This window comes from Streptomyces sp. NRRL S-350, assembly GCF_000719705.1.
Lineage (GTDB): Bacteria > Actinomycetota > Actinomycetes > Streptomycetales > Streptomycetaceae > Kitasatospora.
Genome location: NZ_JOHO01000039.1, coordinates 11,217 through 27,571 on the forward strand (window position 1 = coordinate 11,217; position 16,355 = coordinate 27,571).

General features: G+C 72.9%; 14 protein-coding genes. 13 read left to right on the plus strand and 1 reads right to left on the minus strand.

The window, feature by feature from the left end; all coding sequences use genetic code 11:
* Nucleotides 1-164 precede the first annotated feature (164 nt).
* The 4 genes from IF30_RS0127720 (at nt 165) to ftsH (ending at nt 7,269) form a co-directional block, all read left to right on the plus strand.
* Nucleotides 165-2,639, plus strand: coding sequence for a [protein-PII] uridylyltransferase (locus tag IF30_RS0127720; RefSeq protein ID WP_030243485.1), 2,475 nt, complete (start codon nt 165-167; stop codon nt 2,637-2,639).
* A gap of 121 nt (nt 2,640-2,760) precedes the next feature.
* Nucleotides 2,761-4,326, plus strand: a complete 1,566-nt coding sequence (gene ffh, locus IF30_RS0127725; protein ID WP_030243487.1) for a signal recognition particle protein — start codon at nt 2,761-2,763, stop codon at nt 4,324-4,326.
* Between the two features lie 187 nt (nt 4,327-4,513).
* Nucleotides 4,514-5,038 carry a GNAT family N-acetyltransferase gene (locus tag IF30_RS0127730; protein WP_030243488.1) on the plus strand — a complete coding sequence of 175 codons (525 nt, stop codon included), beginning with the start codon at nt 4,514-4,516 and terminating at the stop codon, nt 5,036-5,038.
* A 152-nt stretch (nt 5,039-5,190) separates the two neighbouring features.
* Nucleotides 5,191-7,269, plus strand: coding sequence for an ATP-dependent zinc metalloprotease FtsH (ftsH, locus tag IF30_RS0127735; protein WP_078891758.1), 2,079 nt, complete (start codon nt 5,191-5,193; stop codon nt 7,267-7,269).
* A gap of 54 nt (nt 7,270-7,323) precedes the next feature.
* Here the strand turns inward: ftsH and IF30_RS0127740 are convergent, their stop codons facing one another.
* Nucleotides 7,324-8,148, minus strand: coding sequence for a class I SAM-dependent methyltransferase (locus IF30_RS0127740; protein ID WP_078891759.1), 825 nt, complete (start codon nt 8,146-8,148; stop codon nt 7,324-7,326).
* 218 nt (nt 8,149-8,366) lie between these two features.
* Between IF30_RS0127740 and proS the strand changes: the two genes are divergently transcribed.
* The 9 genes from proS to lepB (IF30_RS0127790) all read left to right on the plus strand — a co-directional run bounded on the left by proS (nt 8,367) and on the right by lepB (IF30_RS0127790) (nt 16,252).
* On the plus strand, nt 8,367-9,779 hold the full coding sequence (gene proS / locus IF30_RS0127745; RefSeq protein WP_030243494.1) for a proline--tRNA ligase: 1,413 nt from the start codon (nt 8,367-8,369) through the stop codon (nt 9,777-9,779).
* 452 nt (nt 9,780-10,231) lie between these two features.
* A complete protein-coding gene (locus tag IF30_RS0127750) occupies nt 10,232-10,810 on the plus strand; it encodes a hypothetical protein (RefSeq protein ID WP_030243495.1) in 579 nt (192 codons plus the stop codon).
* Between the two features lie 519 nt (nt 10,811-11,329).
* On the plus strand, nt 11,330-11,758 hold the full coding sequence (gene rpsP, locus IF30_RS0127755; RefSeq protein ID WP_030243497.1) for a 30S ribosomal protein S16: 429 nt from the start codon (nt 11,330-11,332) through the stop codon (nt 11,756-11,758).
* 2 nt (nt 11,759-11,760) lie between these two features.
* Nucleotides 11,761-12,000 (plus strand): RNA-binding protein, encoded by a 240-nt coding sequence (locus IF30_RS0127760; RefSeq protein WP_030056773.1) that lies wholly within the window; start codon nt 11,761-11,763, stop codon nt 11,998-12,000.
* A gap of 221 nt (nt 12,001-12,221) precedes the next feature.
* Complete coding sequence (rimM, locus tag IF30_RS0127770; protein ID WP_030243499.1) at nt 12,222-12,821, plus strand: ribosome maturation factor RimM; 600 nt, start codon at nt 12,222-12,224, stop codon at nt 12,819-12,821.
* Nucleotides 12,822-12,898: 77 nt separating this feature from the next.
* Nucleotides 12,899-13,717: a tRNA (guanosine(37)-N1)-methyltransferase TrmD gene (gene trmD, locus IF30_RS0127775; protein ID WP_030243501.1), complete on the plus strand. Its 819-nt coding sequence runs from the start codon at nt 12,899-12,901 to the stop codon at nt 13,715-13,717.
* A gap of 153 nt (nt 13,718-13,870) precedes the next feature.
* Nucleotides 13,871-14,221 (plus strand): 50S ribosomal protein L19, encoded by a 351-nt coding sequence (rplS, locus tag IF30_RS0127780; RefSeq protein WP_030243502.1) that lies wholly within the window; start codon nt 13,871-13,873, stop codon nt 14,219-14,221.
* Nucleotides 14,222-14,454: 233 nt separating this feature from the next.
* Nucleotides 14,455-15,327, plus strand: coding sequence for a signal peptidase I (gene lepB / locus IF30_RS48785; protein ID WP_234322867.1), 873 nt, complete (start codon nt 14,455-14,457; stop codon nt 15,325-15,327).
* Complete coding sequence (gene lepB / locus IF30_RS0127790) at nt 15,311-16,252, plus strand: signal peptidase I (RefSeq protein WP_078891760.1); 942 nt, start codon at nt 15,311-15,313, stop codon at nt 16,250-16,252. The genes lepB (IF30_RS48785) and lepB (IF30_RS0127790) overlap by 17 nt, the downstream gene beginning before the upstream one ends.
* Nucleotides 16,253-16,355: the final 103 nt, after the last annotated feature.

The window sequence follows — 16,355 nt, forward strand, 5'->3', positions numbered from 1 at the left end:
CTCACCCGGACGGCGGCGCCCACCCGGAGGACGGCCTCCCCGCGGGGCGGGCCGCCCGTAGGACGGCCTCAGCCGGCGGACGGCTCACCCGTAGGACGGCCTCACCCGTAGGACGGCCCCACCCGCAGGACGGCTCACCCGCACGACGGACGGGACTCACGCGCATGACCACCGAGACCAGGCCTTCCGGCCCCGCCGACCCCGCCGACCACGCCGCCGCCCTGGCCGCCCGGGCCGCGCTGCTCGCCGACCCGGGCCCGGTCGGCCGCCCCCGCCGCGAGGCGCTCGCCAAGCTCACCGACGACTGGCTGGCCGGCCTGCTCGCGGCCGCAGGCGCCCCGCCCGGCGTCGCTCTGGTCGCCGTCGGCGGGTACGGCCGCGGCGAGCTGTCCCCGCGCAGCGACCTGGACGTCCTGCTGCTGCACGACGGCCCGATCTCCCCCGAGCTGCCCGAACGGATCTGGTACCCGGTCTGGGACGCGGGCGCCAAGCTCGACCACTCGGTGCGCACCGTCACCGAGGCCCGGGCGGTCGCCGCCGCCGACCTCAAGGCCCAGCTCGGCCTGCTGGACGCCCGCCACCTCGCCGGCGACCCGGCGCTCACCGCCGAACTGCGCTCCGCGGTGTTCACCGACTGGCGCGCGAACGCCCCCGTGCGCCTGCCCGAGCTGCGCGAGCTGGGCCGCGAGCGGGCCGAACGGCACGGTGAGCTGTCCTTCCTGCTGGAACCCGACCTCAAGGAGGCCCGCGGCGGCCTGCGCGACGTCGTCGCGCTCAACGCCGTCGCCGCCAGCTGGCTGGCCGACGCGCCCCGGGACGGCCTCGACGCCGCCGCGATCCGGCTCGCCGACGTGCGCGACGCCCTGCACCTGGTCACCGGCCGCGCCACCGAGCGGCTCAGCCTGCAGGACCAGGACCAGGTCGCCGAGCGGCTCGGCGTGCTGGACGCCGACACCCTGCTGCGCCAGGCCTACGAGGCCGCCCGCACCATCGCCTACGCGAGCGACGTCACCTGGCGGGCGGTGGACCGGGTGCTCGCCGCCCGGGCCGGACGGGGCCGCCGCGCGGTGCGGCGCGCGTTCCCGTTCACCGGGCAGTTCACCGCCCCGTTCACCGGCGCCGGCCGCGGCGCGGGCGCCGTGGCCCGGGGCGACGTCGAGCGCCGCCCGCTCGCCGAGGGCGTGGTCGAACAGGACGGCGAGGCGGTGCTCGCCCAGGGGGCCCGCCCGGCCGCCGACCCGGTGCTGCCGCTGCGCGCCGCGGCCGCCGCCGCGCAGAACGGGCTGACCGTCTCGTACGCGACGGTGCGCCGGCTGGCAGCCGAGTGCCGTCCGCTGCCGGTGCCCTGGCCCGACGAGGCGCGCGAGCAACTGGTCACCCTGCTGGGCGCGGGGGAGGCGGCCGTCCCGGTGTGGGAGGCGTTCGAGGCCGAAGGCCTGGTCACCCGGCTGCTGCCGGACTGGGAGCGGGTGCGCTGCCGTCCGCAGCGCAACGCCGTGCACCGCTGGACGGTGGACCGGCACCTGGTGGAGACGGCGGTGCGGGCCGCGGCGATGACCCGCAGGGTCGCCCGGCCGGACCTGCTGCTGGTCGCCGCGCTGCTGCACGACATCGGCAAGGGCTGGCCCGGGGACCACAGCGAGGCCGGCGAGGTGATCGTCCGCGACCTCGCCGCCCGGATGGGCTTCGGCCCCGAGGACACCGAGACCCTGGCCGTGCTGGTCCGCCAGCACCTGACGCTGGTCGACACCGCGACCCGGCGCGACCCGGACGACCCGGCCACCGTCGAGGCGATCACCAAGGCCGTCACCACCCTGCCGGAGCTGGAGCTGCTGCACGCGCTCACCGAAGCGGACGCACTGGCCACCGGCCCGGCCGCGTGGAGCAGCTGGCGGGCCTCCCTGGTGGACGGCCTGGTGGCCCGGGCCGCGGACCGGCTGGCCGGGGCGGCCGCGGCCCCGGTGGAGGCGGCCCCGACCGCCGAGCAGGAGCGGCTCGCGGTCGAGGCCGCCCGCACCGGCGAGCCGGCGCTGTCGCTGCGGGCCCAGGCCGAGGGGGCGGGCCAGGGCACCGAGCCGATGGGCGTCGAGCTGAACCTGGCCGTCCCGGACCGTCCCGGGCTGCTCGGCGCCGCCGCCGGGGTGCTCGCCCTGCACCGGCTGACCGTCCGCTCGGCCGGGCTGCGCGGACTGGACCCGGTCGGCGCCGGGCCGGTGCTGCTGCTGTCCTGGCGGGTGGCCGCCGAGTTCGGCGAGCTGCCGGAGGCGGCCCGGCTGCGGGCCGACCTGCGCCGGGCGTTGGACGGCTCGCTGGACGTCGCCCGCCGCCTCGCCGAGCGGGACGCCGCGGCCCCGCGACGCAAGGGCATCCCCACCCCTCCGCCGCTGGTCTCGGTGGCGCCCGCGGTGGCCTCGGCGACCGCCACCGTGCTGGAGGTCCGCGCGCACGACGCACCCGGCCTGCTGCACCGGATCGGCCGGGCGCTGGACGGGGCGGGCGTCCGGGTGCGCACCGCGCACGTCTCCACGCTCGGCGCGGACGCCGTCGACTCGTTCTACCTGACCGACGAGGCGGGCCGTCCGCTGGCCGCCCAGCGGGCCGGGGAGGTGGCGGCGGCGGTCCGGGCGGCGCTGGGCTGAGGGGCTCCGGGAGCGGGGCGGGGAGCTTGGGGAGCGGGGGTGGAGACCGTACCCGGGGCGGCCGGATACCCTGGGGACGACGACCGTACCGTTACCGATGCCGCAGAGGACCCGCGACGACGTGTTCGACACCCTTTCCGATCGCCTCGCAGCGACGTTCAAGAACCTCCGGGGCAAGGGCCGCCTGAGCGAGGCGGACATCGACGCCACCGCCCGCGAGATCCGCATCGCGCTGCTGGAGGCGGACGTCGCGCTGCCGGTCGTCCGGGCCTTCATCAAGCGGGTCAAGGAGCGGGCGCTCGGTGCCGAGGTCTCCGGCGCGCTGAACCCGGCGCAGCAGATCATCAAGATCGTCAACGAGGAGCTCATCGCGATCCTCGGTGGCGAGACCCGACGGGTGCGGTTCGCCAAGAACGGCCCGACGGTCATCATGCTCGCCGGTCTGCAGGGTGCCGGTAAGACCACCCTCGCGGGCAAGCTCGGCCACTGGCTGAAGCAGCAGAAGCACACCCCGCTGCTGGTCGCCTGCGACCTCCAGCGCCCCAACGCGGTCAACCAGCTCCAGGTGGTCGCCGAGCGCGCCGGCGTGGCCTTCTACGGCCCGCAGCCGGGCAACGGCGTCGGCGACCCGGTGAAGGTGGCCGAGGACTCGATCGAGTACGCCAAGCAGAAGCAGTACGACGTCGTCGTCGTCGACACCGCCGGCCGCCTGGGCATCGACGCCGAGCTGATGCAGCAGGCCGCCGACATCCGCGCCGCGGTGAACCCGGACGAGGTCCTGTTCGTCGTCGACGCGATGATCGGCCAGGACGCGGTCACCACCGCGCAGGCCTTCCTCGACGGCGTGGACTTCACCGGTGTCGTGCTCTCCAAGCTCGACGGCGACGCCCGCGGCGGTGCCGCCCTGTCGGTCGCGCACGTCACCGGCCGGCAGATCATGTTCGCCTCCAACGGCGAGAAGGTCGACGACTTCGACGCCTTCCACCCGGACCGGATGGCCTCGCGCATCCTCGGCATGGGCGACGTCCTCTCGCTGATCGAGAGGGCCGAGCAGACCTTCTCGCAGGCCGAGGCGGAGAAGATCGCCGCCAAGCTCCGCGGCGGCCCGAAGCAGTTCACCCTGGACGACTTCCTGTCGCAGCTGGAGCAGGTCCAGAAGATGGGCTCGATCTCCAAGCTGCTCGGGATGCTGCCCGGCATGGGCCAGATCCGCGAGCAGATCAACAACATCGACGACAAGGACGTCAACCGGGTCGGCGCGATCATCAAGTCGATGACGCCGACGGAGCGCGCCGAGCCGGAGCTGATCAACGGCTCCCGCCGGGCCCGCATCGCCAAGGGTTCCGGCGTTCAGGTCGGCGAGGTGAAGAACCTGGTCGAGCGGTTCTTCGAGGCCCGCAAGATGATGTCCGCGATGGCCTCCGGCAAGGGCATGCCCGGCATGCCGGGGATCCCCGGCATGGGCGGCGGCGGGAAGAAGTCCGGCAAGAAGGCCCCGCAGGCCAAGGGCAAGCGCAAGAGCGGCAACCCGCTGAAGCGGGCGCAGGAGGAGGCCGCGGCCGCCGAGCGCCGCGCACTCGGCCCGGGCGGCGACCAGGCACCGGCCGGCGGCGGCGCCTTCGGCCTCGGCGCGGGCAAGGGCCCGGCCGACTTCGAACTGCCCAAGGAGTTCAAGGACCTGCTGTAGTCCTCGGGCGGCCCGGGGCCTGCCCCCGATCCGCCTTGAGCGGCCTTGACGGACTCTGTCCGGCCTGCCGGCCTGCCGGCCTGTTGGGTCCGTCGGGCTGGTGGGCCCGTTCGGCCCGTTCGATCCATGCGGCCCGTCGTCCGGCAATTCCGGGCGGCGGGCCGATCGCGTGTCCGATGATGGGGGCATGCGAGTGATGATCAAGGCCCCGAGGGCCGAGGACGCGGTCGGGTACGCCGAGGCGGTCCGGCGGTCCGCCGACCACATCGGCCGGTGGAACCCGGTCGAGCCGGACGGACTGCCCGAACTGCTGGAGCGCCAGGGCACAGGCCTGCGCACCTTCCTGATCGTCGACCGGGAGACCGGCGGGCTGGTCGGCAAGGTGAACGTCGCCAACATCGTGATGGGCCGCTTCTGCAACGCCACGCTGGGCTACGACTCGTACCTGCCGTTCGCCGGCACCGGGCGGATGTCCGAGGGCATGCGGCTGGTCCTGGACCGCTGCTTCGCCCCGCAGTCAGCCGACGGCCTCGGGCTGCACCGGCTGGAGATCAACGTCCAGCCGGAGAACGAGCGCTCGATCGCGATGGCCAAGCGGCTGGGGTTCCGGCACGAGGGCTTCTCGCCGCGGATGCTGTTCCTGCAGGGCGACTGGCGCGACCACGAGCGGTTCGCCCTCACCGCGGAGGAGTGGCCGGGCGCCTCGGCGTAGCAGCCGCCGGTGGCGGGCCCCGGCGCGGCTCAGGGCGCCGGCCTGGCGAGGCTGTCCGGGTGACCTGGCGGGGCTGTCCGGGTGGCCGGGCGGGCGGCCGGGCGCGGCGTTGCGGTTGGCCCGCCCGAGCGCCTGTCCGTATCGTCCGGTGGGTGACCGAACCCGTGCCGCCGCGTCAGACCCCGGACCAGCCCTGGCGCTCCGAGGGCGCCCCGCCCCCGCCGCCGCCCCGCCGTCGGATGCCCGGTGGCTGGACCGGGCTCGTCCTCACCGCCCTCATGGTGTTCCTGATCTCGGACGTGCTGCTCTCGTTCTTCGGCAACGAGGGCGCCACCACGGTCTCCTACACCGAGTTCAACAACCAGCTGAACAAGGGCAACATCACCAAGATCTACGCCAAGGGCGACGCGATCGAAGGCACCCTCAAGAGCGCCCAGCCCAAGCCGGACGGCGGCAAGGGCGACTACACCGAGTTCGCCACCCAGCGGCCCTCCTTCGCCGGTGACAACCTCTGGACCACCCTGCAGCAGCAGGGGGTAGAGGTCACCGCGACCTCGCCCGTCCAGCAGCGCAGCTTCCTCACCAACCTGCTGCTCTCGCTCGCCCCGATGCTGCTGCTGGTCTTCATCTGGGTGCTGCTCGCCCGCCGGATGGCCGGAGGCCTCGGCGGCGGGCCGCTCGGCCGCAAGGCCCCGCCCAAGCCGGTCACCGCCGAGCAGGGCAGGCGCACCACCTTCGCCGACGTGGCCGGAATCGACGAGGTCGAGGCCGAACTCACCGAGGTCGTCGACTACTTGAAGAATCCCGAGCGGTACCGCAGGCTCGGCGCCAAGATGCCGCGCGGCGTCCTGCTGAGTGGCCCGCCCGGGACGGGCAAGACCCTGCTGGCCCGGGCCGTGGCCGGCGAGGCGGACGTGCCGTTCTTCTCCGCCTCCGCCTCCGAGTTCATCGAGATGATCGTCGGCGTCGGCGCCAGCCGGGTCCGCGAGCTGTTCGCCGAGGCCCGCAAGGTCGCCCCGGCGATCATCTTCATCGACGAGATCGACACCATCGGACGCCAGCGCGGCGCGGGCGGTGGCATGGGCGGGCACGACGAACGCGAGCAGACGCTGAACCAGATCCTCACCGAGATGGACGGTTTCACCGGCTCCGAGGGCGTCATCGTGATCGCCGCGACCAACCGGGCGGACGTGCTCGACCCGGCACTGCTGCGCCCCGGCCGCTTCGACCGGCGGATCACCGTCAGCCCCCCCGACCGGGAGGGCCGCGCCGCGATCCTGCGCATCCACACCCGCACCGTCCCGCTGGCCGGCGGCACCGACCTCACCCAGCTGGCCAAGGTCACCCCGGGGATGACCGGCGCCGAACTCGCCAACCTCGTCAACGAGGCCGCCCTGCTGGCCGTCAAGCGCGAACAGGACGCGGTCGGCGAGCGGGACCTCTCCGACGCCCTGGAGAAGGTCCAACTCGGCGCCGTGCGGCCCCTGGTGATGCCGCAGGAGGAGCGCGAGCGGACGGCGTACCACGAAAGCGGGCACGCACTGCTCGGCATGCTCCAGCCCGGCGCGGACCCGGTCCGCAAGATCACCATCGTGCCGCGCGGCCGGGCGCTCGGCGTCACCCTCTCCACCCCGGAGAACGACCGCTACTCGTACACCGAGCCCTACCTGCGCGGCCGGATCATCGGCGCACTCGGCGGCATGGCGGCCGAGCAGGTCGTCTACGGGGTGATCACCACCGGCGCGGAGAGCGACCTGGAGCAGGTCACCAACATCGCCCGCGGCATGGCCGGGCGTTGGGGGATGAGCGAGCGGGTCGGCCGGCTCACCGCGGTGCCCTCCGACCCGCAGGGCGCGTACGGGCTCTCCGCCGCGCCGACCACGCTGGACGCGGTGGACGAGGAGGCCCGGCGGATCGTCTCGGAGTGCTACGACGACGCGGTGCGGCTGCTGACCGAGCAGCGGCCCCGGCTGGACGCGCTGGCGGCGGCCCTGCTGGAGGCGGAGACGCTGGACGAGGAGGCGGCGTACCGGGCGGCGGGGATGCCCCCGGCGGGGATGCCCCGGGAGGGGGCCTCGGAGGAGGCCGGCGGCTCCACCGGGGCTGTTGGCTCTGACAGCTCTGACAGCTCTGACAGCTCTGACAGCTCTGACGGCTTTGACAGCTCTGACAGCCCCGGCGGGTCTGTGGGCCCCGGCGGGCCGGACGGGAAGGCGCTCGACCAGGCGTGAAGCCCGTCGCCGGGGGCGCTCGCCGACCTGGCGGGCGCCCCCGGTTTGCGTTCCCTACCGCGGCCGCTCGGCGATCAGGTAGCGGAAGACGTTCTCCATCCGGACCGAACCGTCCGGGCGCAGGTGCGGCTGCAGCGCCTCCTCCAGCTCCTTGGCCACCAGCGAGGCGCCGGAGAACTCCTCGGCCGCCTCGAACAGGCCGGTGGAGAGCAGGCCGCGCACCGCGCTGTCCAGGTCCGGGTAGGCGAACGGGCAGCTCACCCGGCCGCTGCCGGCCGGGCGCAGGCCGGCCGGGTCGAGCAGGTCCTCCAGCGCCCCGGGCGTGCTCAGCTCGAACGGGTCGCGCGCGGTGGTCCGGCCCGCCATCCGCCGGGCCACGTCCAGCACCGGGGCGCTCTCGCAGCGCTCCGGCGGCCCCCAGGCGGCGAGCACCACGTGGCCGCCCGGGAGCGTGAGCCGGGCGGCCTCGGCCACCACCGGCGCCGACTCCCCGGCGCCCGGCAGCTGCTCGAAAACCGTCACCAGCGAATGGGCCGAGCGGGGGACGGCGGCGGCCGGCCGGGCCCCGGCGCACACCCGCAGCCGGCGGTCGTGCGCCAGTGCGCGCAGCTCCTCGCGAGGCTCCTGCCCGGAGACCTGGGCGCCCCTCCCGGCGGCGAGCAGCAGCGCCAGGCCGGACCGGCAGCCCAGGCCCAGCACGCTGCTCGCCGGCCCGACCTCCAGCCGGTCGTAGACCGCCTCGTAGAGCGGCACCAGCATGCGTTCCTGGATCTCGGCCCAGTCGCGCGCCCGCGTGGGCCGGGGCCCCGCGGGCTGCGGGTGGTGCGCGCGTGCGCCGGTTGGTCGTGCGGTCGTGCCGGTCGTGCGAGCTGAAGCCATCGCGGCCTCCCATCCGGTCCTTCGGTGTGCTGCTACGGCTCCCCCAAAGTCCCGCCCCGCTCCAAGCGAACAGCGGGTCGGGCCCGGCGTCCAGAGGGGTGCAGGGTGGTGCGCGCGTCTCGCGGTGGTGCGCCCCCCTGCGGTCGGCCCGGCTCGTCACCGGCCACGGGTGTGATACCGATTCGAAGTCAGGGGGCCGCTCCCCGTACGATTCGCCCATGGCTAAGGCACCCGTTCTCACCCCTCAGGCGGAAGACTTCCCGCGCTGGTACCAGGACCTCATCAACAAGGCCGAACTGGCCGACAACGGTCCGGTGCGCGGCACCATGGTCATCCGACCGTACGGCTACGGCCTGTGGGAGCGGATGCAGCAGGAGATGGACGCGCGGATCAAGAAGGCGGGCGCGCAGAACGCCTACTTCCCGATGTTCATCCCGCAGTCCTACCTGACCAAGGAAGCGGAGCACGTCGAGGGCTTCGCCCCCGAGCTCGCGGTGGTCACCCACGGCGGCGGCAAGCAGCTGGACGAGCCGGTCGTCGTCCGGCCGACCTCCGAGACGATCATCAACGAGTACTTCTCGAAGTGGGTGCAGAGCCACCGCGACCTGCCCCTGCTGATCAACCAGTGGGCCAACGTGGTCCGTTGGGAGCTGCGCCCGCGCGTCTTCCTGCGCACCACCGAGTTCCTCTGGCAGGAGGGCCACACCGCCCACGCCACCTACGAGGACGCCCGCGAGTACGCGTCGATGATCCACACCCAGGTCTACGGCGACTTCATGACCAACGTGCTCGGCATCGACGTCGTGCTCGGCCGCAAGACCGCCAAGGAGCGCTTCGCCGGCGCCATCAACACCCTCACCCTCGAAGGCATGATGGGTGACGGCAAGGCCCTGCAGATGGGCACCAGCCACGAGCTGGGCCAGAACTTCGCCAAGGCGTTCAACACCACCTACCAGCTGCAGGGCGCCGAGCGCGAGTACGTCTGGCAGACCTCCTGGGGCGTCTCGACCCGCATGGTCGGCGGCCTGATCATGTCCCACGGCGACGACAACGGCCTGCGGGTGCCCCCGCGCCTGGCCGCCGTCCAGGCCGTCGTGCTCGCGATCAAGGGCGACGACGCGGTCATCGCCAAGGTCCGCGAGATCGGCGCCCAGCTGGAGGCCGCCGGCATCCGGGTCGTGGTGGACGACCGCACCGACACCCCGTTCGGCCGCCGCGCCGTCGACTGGGAGCTGAAGGGCGTCCCGCTGCGCATCGAGGTCGGCCCGCGCGACCTGGAGAACGGCACCGCGATGCTGGCCCGCCGCATTCCGGGCGGCAAGGAGCCGGTCTCCATCGACGCCCTGGCCGCGCTGCTGCCCGGCGTCCTGGAGGAGGACCAGGCACTGCTGCTGCGCCAGTCGCGCGAGCGCCGCGAGGCCCGTACGGTCGACGTCGCGACCATCGACGAGGCCGTCGAGGCCGCCGCGACCGGCTGGGGCCGGATCTCCTGGGCGGACCTCGGCGCGGAGGGCGAGGCCAAGCTGGCCGAACAGGGCGTCTCGGTGCGCTGCATCGTCGCGGCCGACGGTTCGGTGCCGCAGTCGGACGACCAGGACGGCAATATCGCGATCGTCGCCCGCGCGTACTGACACCGGTTCGGCGTCTGTTCCGTATCCGTTCCACCCCCGGGCGATGTCCGCCGGATGTCCGTTACCAGCGGGTAATGACCGTCGGCGGCGACATTTGCCCGGAATGCGGATGGGTAAGAATCCGGTAACTCTTCCGAGCGGGTCCCGGCCGGGACATCCCTACTGGCCGGTCAACTCCCGGTATTAACCGAATAGCGGTACGGTGTACGGCCCGTGGCCCTGTCAATCCGGCAGGACCGCGGGCCGTACGTCCTGGGGCGACAGCCCGCTCCCGGACGGAATTCCTCAGGCCCGCCGACTCTGCGACGGGCCGAAACCGGCAGGGGGTTGGTCTTGCGTCAGATCCGGAGCGCGCAATTCGCGCGCGGCCTTGCATTCCTGGGAGTTCCCTGTGAATTCCCGAAGGACGGGAACATGCGGAACATCGGCTCGCACTCCATCGTTGGTCTAGCGTGAGCACGACACAGCCCCTCGTTCTCGCGGCCGAACTGGCCGCCGCCTGGAGTGACATCCAGGCCTACCACCAGGATCTCCCCGACCTGGCCTCGCCCGAGGCCCTGATCGGCGAATCCTCCTCGGCCTGTGGGACGCGGCTCGGTTTCGAGCGGCTCCTCCACGAGGCTGCCCACGGTCTGGCCGCGGCCCGGGACATCCGGGACACCTCGCGGGCCGGCCGCTACCACAACCGGCGCTTCCTGATGCTCGCCTCCGAGCTGGGTCTGGCGCACCCGGTCGAACCGCACGCAAGCAGCGGCTTCTCCCAGGTGACCATGCTCAAGGAGACCCAGGAACGCTACGCCGGCACCATCGAACGCCTGGACCGCGCCCTCGGCGCGCACCAGGAGGCGGTGACCGGCGATGGCGCGACGCGTGCCTTCCGCGGCCCGGCCGCCCGGCACGGCTCCTCGGGGGGCGGCGTCCGGGTCAAGGCGGTCTGCGGCTGCGGGCGCAACGTCCGGGTCGTGCCGTCCGTGCTCGCGCAGGCGTCCATCGTCTGCGGTGCGTGCCAGCAGCCGTTCAAGATCGCGTAAGCGGTCGGCGGCTTGGCGGTCGTCGGCCCAGTGGTCCGGCGGTCCGGCGGCTCGGCCATCGGTTGCTCGGCCACCCGGCCACTCGGCGGACTGCTGTGCGGGCAGCGGTCCGGCAGTGCCGGCGCGTACGAGCAGGTGCGGCCACGCACGGGCGAGAGTGGCGCGAATGGCGTCGCGCAGGCGCGAGCGGGGTCGAGCAGGGTTGAGCAGGCGTGAGCGGCCAGGTGCTGGGCGACGGGACGGTCGTGCGGCACACCAGTGCCGAACGCGCCAGTGGTGAACACATGGTGAACGCGTGGGGTGGACCGGGAGCGGGGGCTCCCGGTCGAGCCCTGATCGGTCCCCGGGCCCGTGTGCGGGCGGTTCGCGCCGGTATGGCAGAATGGACAGCTGAGTACTCGGCAGCCGGGCAAGGACCCCTCTCTCCTACGGCTGGCGTGTCCCTTGAACGGTCCGCCCCGCAACCCCACGCGACGGCGAGCCCGCTCACCCACGTCAACACCAGGAGAATCCACTCCCGTGGCAGTCAAGATCAAGCTGAAGCGTCTCGGCAAGATTCGCTCCCCGCACTACCGCATCGTCGTCGCCGACGCCCGCACCAAGCGTGACGGTCGCGCGATCGAGGAGATCGGCATCTACCAGCCGACCTACAACCCCTCGAAGATCGAGGTCGACAGCGACCGCGCCCAGTACTGGCTGTCCGTCGGCGCCCAGCCGACCGAGCCGGTCCTCGCCATCCTCAAGCTGACCGGTGACTGGCAGAAGTTCAAGGGCCTGCCGGCTCCGGAGCCGCTGAAGGTCGCGGAGCCGAAGGTCGAGGACTTCTCGCACCTGTTCGCCAAGGCCGTCGCCGGCTTCGAGGACGCCACCACCGGTGTCGCCATCACCCCGAAGGCCAAGAAGTCGGACAAGGCCGAGGCTGAGGCCGACGCCGCCGTCGAGGCCTGAGCGTGATCGAGGACGCCCTCGACCACTTGGTGAAGGGCATCGTCGAGCACCCCGACGAGGTGCAGGTGCGCTCGCGCAACCTGCGTCGGGGGAACACCATCGAGGTGCGAGTGCACCCCGATGACCTCGGCAAGGTGATCGGCCGGGGTGGCCGCACGGCGCGCGCTCTGCGCACCGTGGTCGGCGCCCTCGGCGGTCGCAACGTCCGGGTCGACCTGGTCGACGTGGACAACATTCGCTGACGCAGCTGCTCGTTCAGCCGTCAGGGCTTGGGGCCGACCGGGACGCATGCCGTCCCGGTCGGCCTTTTCTCGTTTCCTCGCACCACCGTTTCGCGTCACCGCTTCATCCCAGCGCCTCATCCCAGCGCTTCGTACCAACGCTTCGCACCATCCTTCGCATCACGGCTTCCGTTTCGTCGTGCTTTTCGATTCGGCCCAGGAACTCCAGGAGAACGATCACCGTGCAGCTCGTCGTCGGCCGGATCGGCCGTGCCCACGGCATCAGGGGGGACGTCAGTGTCGAGGTCCGCACCGACGAGCCGGAACTCCGGCTCGGCCCGGGTGCCGTCCTGCTCACCGACCCCGCGTCGACCGGGCCGCTCACCGTCGAGTCCGGTCGGGTGCACAGCGGGCGACTGCTGCTGCGCTTCGTCGGCGTCAAGGACCGCAACGCGGCCGAGGCCCTCCGGGGCACCGTGCTCATCGCCGAGGTCGACCCGGAGGAGCGACCCGACGACCCGGAGGAGTACTACGACCACCAGCTGATCGGCCTGGACGTGGTGCTGCTCGACGGCACGCTGGTCGGTGAGCTGACCGAGGTGGTCCACCTGCCGTACCAGGACCTGCTCACGGTCAAGAAGCCGGACGGGACGGAAGTGCTGGTGCCCTTCGTCCACCAGATCGTGCCGACCATCGACCTGGAGAACCAGCGCGCGGTGATCACCCCGCCCGGCGGCCTGATCGACCCGGAGCAGGCCGACGTCGCCGGGACGTCCTCGGTCGACCAGGCGGACGAGGCAGGCGAGGCGGGCGAGGCCGAGGGCCCGGAGGAGTCGGAGTGACCGTCGAGGAGAGCGGCGGTACACAGGGCAGCGGTGCGCAGAGCGGCAACGCACACGGTGGCGGTGCGCAGAGCGGCATGCGGATCGACGTCGTCTCGATCTTCCCCGAGTACCTGGAGCCGTTGAACGTCTCGCTGGTCGGCAAGGCGCGCGCCCGCGGCCAGCTGGACGTGCACGTCCACGACCTGCGCGAGTGGACGTACGACGTGCACCGCACGGTGGACGACAGCCCGTACGGCGGCGGCCCCGGCATGGTGATGAAGCCCGAGCCGTGGGGCGAGGCCCTGGACGCGGTGGTCGCCGGGGGCCCCGAGGGCGAACTGCCCACCCTGGTCGTGCCCACCCCCAGCGGGCGCCCCTTCACCCAGGAGCTCGCGCAGGAACTGGCCGGCCGCCCCTGGCTGGCCTTCGCCCCCGCGCGCTACGAGGGCATCGACCGTCGCGTGATCGAGGAAGCCGCCACCCGCATGCCGGTGGTCGAGGCCTCGATCGGCGACTACGTGCTGGCCGGCGGCGAGGTCGCGGTGCTGGTGATGGTCGAGGCGATCGCCCGGCTGTTGCCCGGGGTGCTCGGCAACGCCGAATCCCACCGCGACGACTCCTTCGCGCCCGGGGCGATGGCCGACCTCCTGGAGGGCCCGGTGTACACCAAGCCCGCCGAGTGGCGCGGCCGGGTCGTGCCCGATGTGCTGCTCAGCGGCAACCACGGCCGGATCGCCCGCTGGCGGCGCGAGCAGGCCTTCGCCCGCACCCTGGCGAACCGGCCCGACCTGGTCGAGCGCTGGCAGTACGGCGCCTTCGACAAGAAGGACCGCGAAGCGCTCAGCATCCTCGGCCTGGCCTGGGACGAGCGGCTCGGCCGATTTCGGTCCGCGGCCGGTGATGTGGAAGAATAGGCGGCTGCTGTCTGTCGCTGGTCCCCTCTCGTAGGGGGCACGTGGACCGGCGCCCCCGCCACGGGGGGATCGCCGCCAGCCGATGCGGCCCGCAGCAGACCCCATTGTGACTATTTCCGTGGGCGGCCCGTGGCGCCTGCGATGGAGAGCAACATGAGCAACAAGCTCGCTGCTGTCGACGCGGCCTCGCTGCGTACCGACATCCCGGCCTTCCGTGCCGGTGACACCCTGAAGGTCCACGTCCGGGTCATCGAGGGCAACCGCTCCCGTGTCCAGGTCTTCCAGGGCGTCGTCATCCGTCGTCACGGCGCCGGCGTCGGCGAGACCTTCACCGTTCGCAAGGTCAGCTTCAACGTCGGCGTGGAGCGCACCTTCCCGGTGCACACCCCGGTCGTCGAGAAGATCGAGGTCGTGACCCGCGGTGCGGTTCGCCGCGCCAAGCTGTACTACCTGCGTGACCTCCGCGGCAAGGCCGCGAAGATCAAGGAGAAGCGCGACCGCTGATCCACCGGCCCCCGGCCCTGCCGGGGGATCGGATCGCTCTGGGGGCGTGAACCGCCGCAAGGTAAGCTCACCCCCCGATGAGCACGCACGAACCACCCGCGGACCGCGACGGCAGTCCCGCACCCACCGGTGCGGACTCGCTGTCGCGGTCCGCGGTCGTTCCCGGGGTCGTTCCCGTGGCCGGTCCCGCTGTTGTTCCCGGGGAGGCTTCCGGGAACGTCTTCCAGGAGTCGGTGACCGGTACGGCTGCTGCTTCCGAGCGCACCGCCGGGAGCGCCACCGCGAGCACCGCCGGGAGCACCGCCGCGGGCGGCACGGAGAGCACGACCGTGGGCGCCACGGAGAACGTCACCGCGAGCACCGCCGTGGGCTCGGAGCCGCACGAAGAGCCGGACGAGGAACCCGGCGAGGAACCCGGCGAGGAGCCAGGCCGTTCGCACTCGCGCGACCTGCTGCTGTTGGTGGGGATCTGCCTGGCAGCCCTCCTGCTGGTGAACGCCTTCGTCGCGCGTCCGTTCTCGGTGCCCTCCGGATCGATGGAGGACACCCTTCGCCCGGGCGACCGGCTGATCGCGAACCAGCTCGCCTACGCCTTCGCCGGCCACCCGCAGCGGGGCGACGTCGTAATCTTCGACGGGACGGGCTCCTTCCTTCCGGAGACGGCGAAACCGCAGGGCTTCTGGGAGGGCCTGCGCTCGTTCGCCCAGGACCTCGGGCTGGCCCCGGCAGGGGACACCGTCTACGTCAAGCGGGTGATCGGCGTCGGAGGGGACCGGGTGACCAGTGCCGGCCCGGGCAAGCGGATCACCGTCAACGGTGTGCCGGTGGACGAGACCTCCTACCTGGCGGCGGGGGACGACCCGTCCAGCGTGGCCTTCGACGTGGTGGTGCCGGCCGGCGAGCTGTGGGTGATGGGCGACCACCGCAGCGCCTCCCGTGACTCCCGGGACCACCTCGGGGAGCCCGGCGGCGGCTTCGTGCCCGAGGAGAAGGTGATCGGCCGGGCGGACTGGGTGGTGTACCCGTTCTCGCGCCTGACCGGCCTGAACCGGCCCGCGGCCTTCGCCGCGACTGCGGGGACGGGCGGTCATGGGGACCAGAGGTAGGGGGAGGCTCGCCGACCGCCCGACCCGGACGCCGGGTGGTACCGGACCGGCGGACACCGGGACCGCCGAAGCCCGGGCGGCCCAGGGCCGGGCCGAGCGCCGTCGCCGTGCCCGAAGGGTGGCCCGTCGGCGCAAGCGGTCGCTGGTGCGCGAGGTCCCGCTGATCATCCTGGTGGCCCTGCTGGTGGCCCTCGTGATGAAGACCTTCCTGGTCCAGGTGTTCGTGATCCCGTCGGGTTCGATGGAGCAGACCATCCAGGTCGGGGACCGGGTGGTGGTGGACAAGTTGACCCCCTGGTTCGGCAGCGAGCCGCAGCGCGGCGACGTGGTGGTGTTCAAGGACCCGGGCGGTTGGCTGGAGCAGGACCGTAAGCCCTCTGCCGACGGCGCGGTGCTCGGCGCGGTCAAGCGGGTGCTGACCTTCGTCGGGCTCCTGCCGTCCGACAACGAGCAGGACCTGATCAAGCGGGTGATCGGCGTCGGCGGCGACACCGTCGAGTGCTGCGACGCGCAGGGGCGGCTGAGCGTCAACGGCCACCCGGTGGACGAGCCCTACCTCGCCCCCGGCAACCCGCCGTCCCGGCAGCCCTTCAAGGTGCAGGTGCCGCAGGGGCGGCTGTGGGTCATGGGCGACCACCGGGACGTCTCCGCCGACTCCCGCTTCCACATGGGCAATCCGGGACAGGGCACGATCCCGCTGAGCGGCGTGGTCGGCCGCGCGTTCGTGATCGCCTGGCCGCTGGACCGCTTCCATCAACTCGACGTGCCGGGTTCACTCTCCTCTCTTGCGCAGGCTCCGCAGCCCGCCGGAACTGCCGCGGAATCCGTGCCCGTTGGGCCGGTTCCTCTGGAACCCCCGCTCGTTATGGGTGTGTTGGGCATCCTTCCGCTCGTCGTTCGTCGGCGGGGCCGGCCTCCGGAGTGAGCCGCGCCGTTCGCCGACCGGCCGGGCCTCGCGTGTGGAACCGCGAGCCGGATGCCTTGGAGTGATAGAGAAGTGCAGGTGCGGCCGGGAGTGCTCCCGGCCG

Bases quoted from the DNA above. Each gene is read 5' to 3' on its own strand.
- IF30_RS0127720 (WP_030243485.1), top strand. From the start codon at position 165: ATGACCACCGAGACCAGGCCTTCCGGCCCCGCCGACCCCGCCGACCAC.
- proS (WP_030243494.1), top strand. From the start codon at position 8,367: ATGGCTAAGGCACCCGTTCTCACCCCTCAGGCGGAAGACTTCCCGCGC.
- lepB (WP_078891760.1), top strand. From the start codon at position 15,311: ATGGGGACCAGAGGTAGGGGGAGGCTCGCCGACCGCCCGACCCGGACG.
- IF30_RS0127730 (WP_030243488.1), top strand. From the start codon at position 4,514: ATGCGAGTGATGATCAAGGCCCCGAGGGCCGAGGACGCGGTCGGGTAC.
- rplS (WP_030243502.1), top strand. From the start codon at position 13,871: ATGAGCAACAAGCTCGCTGCTGTCGACGCGGCCTCGCTGCGTACCGAC.
- trmD (WP_030243501.1), top strand. From the start codon at position 12,899: ATGCGGATCGACGTCGTCTCGATCTTCCCCGAGTACCTGGAGCCGTTG.
- IF30_RS0127740 (WP_078891759.1), bottom strand. From the start codon at position 8,148: ATGGCTTCAGCTCGCACGACCGGCACGACCGCACGACCAACCGGCGCA.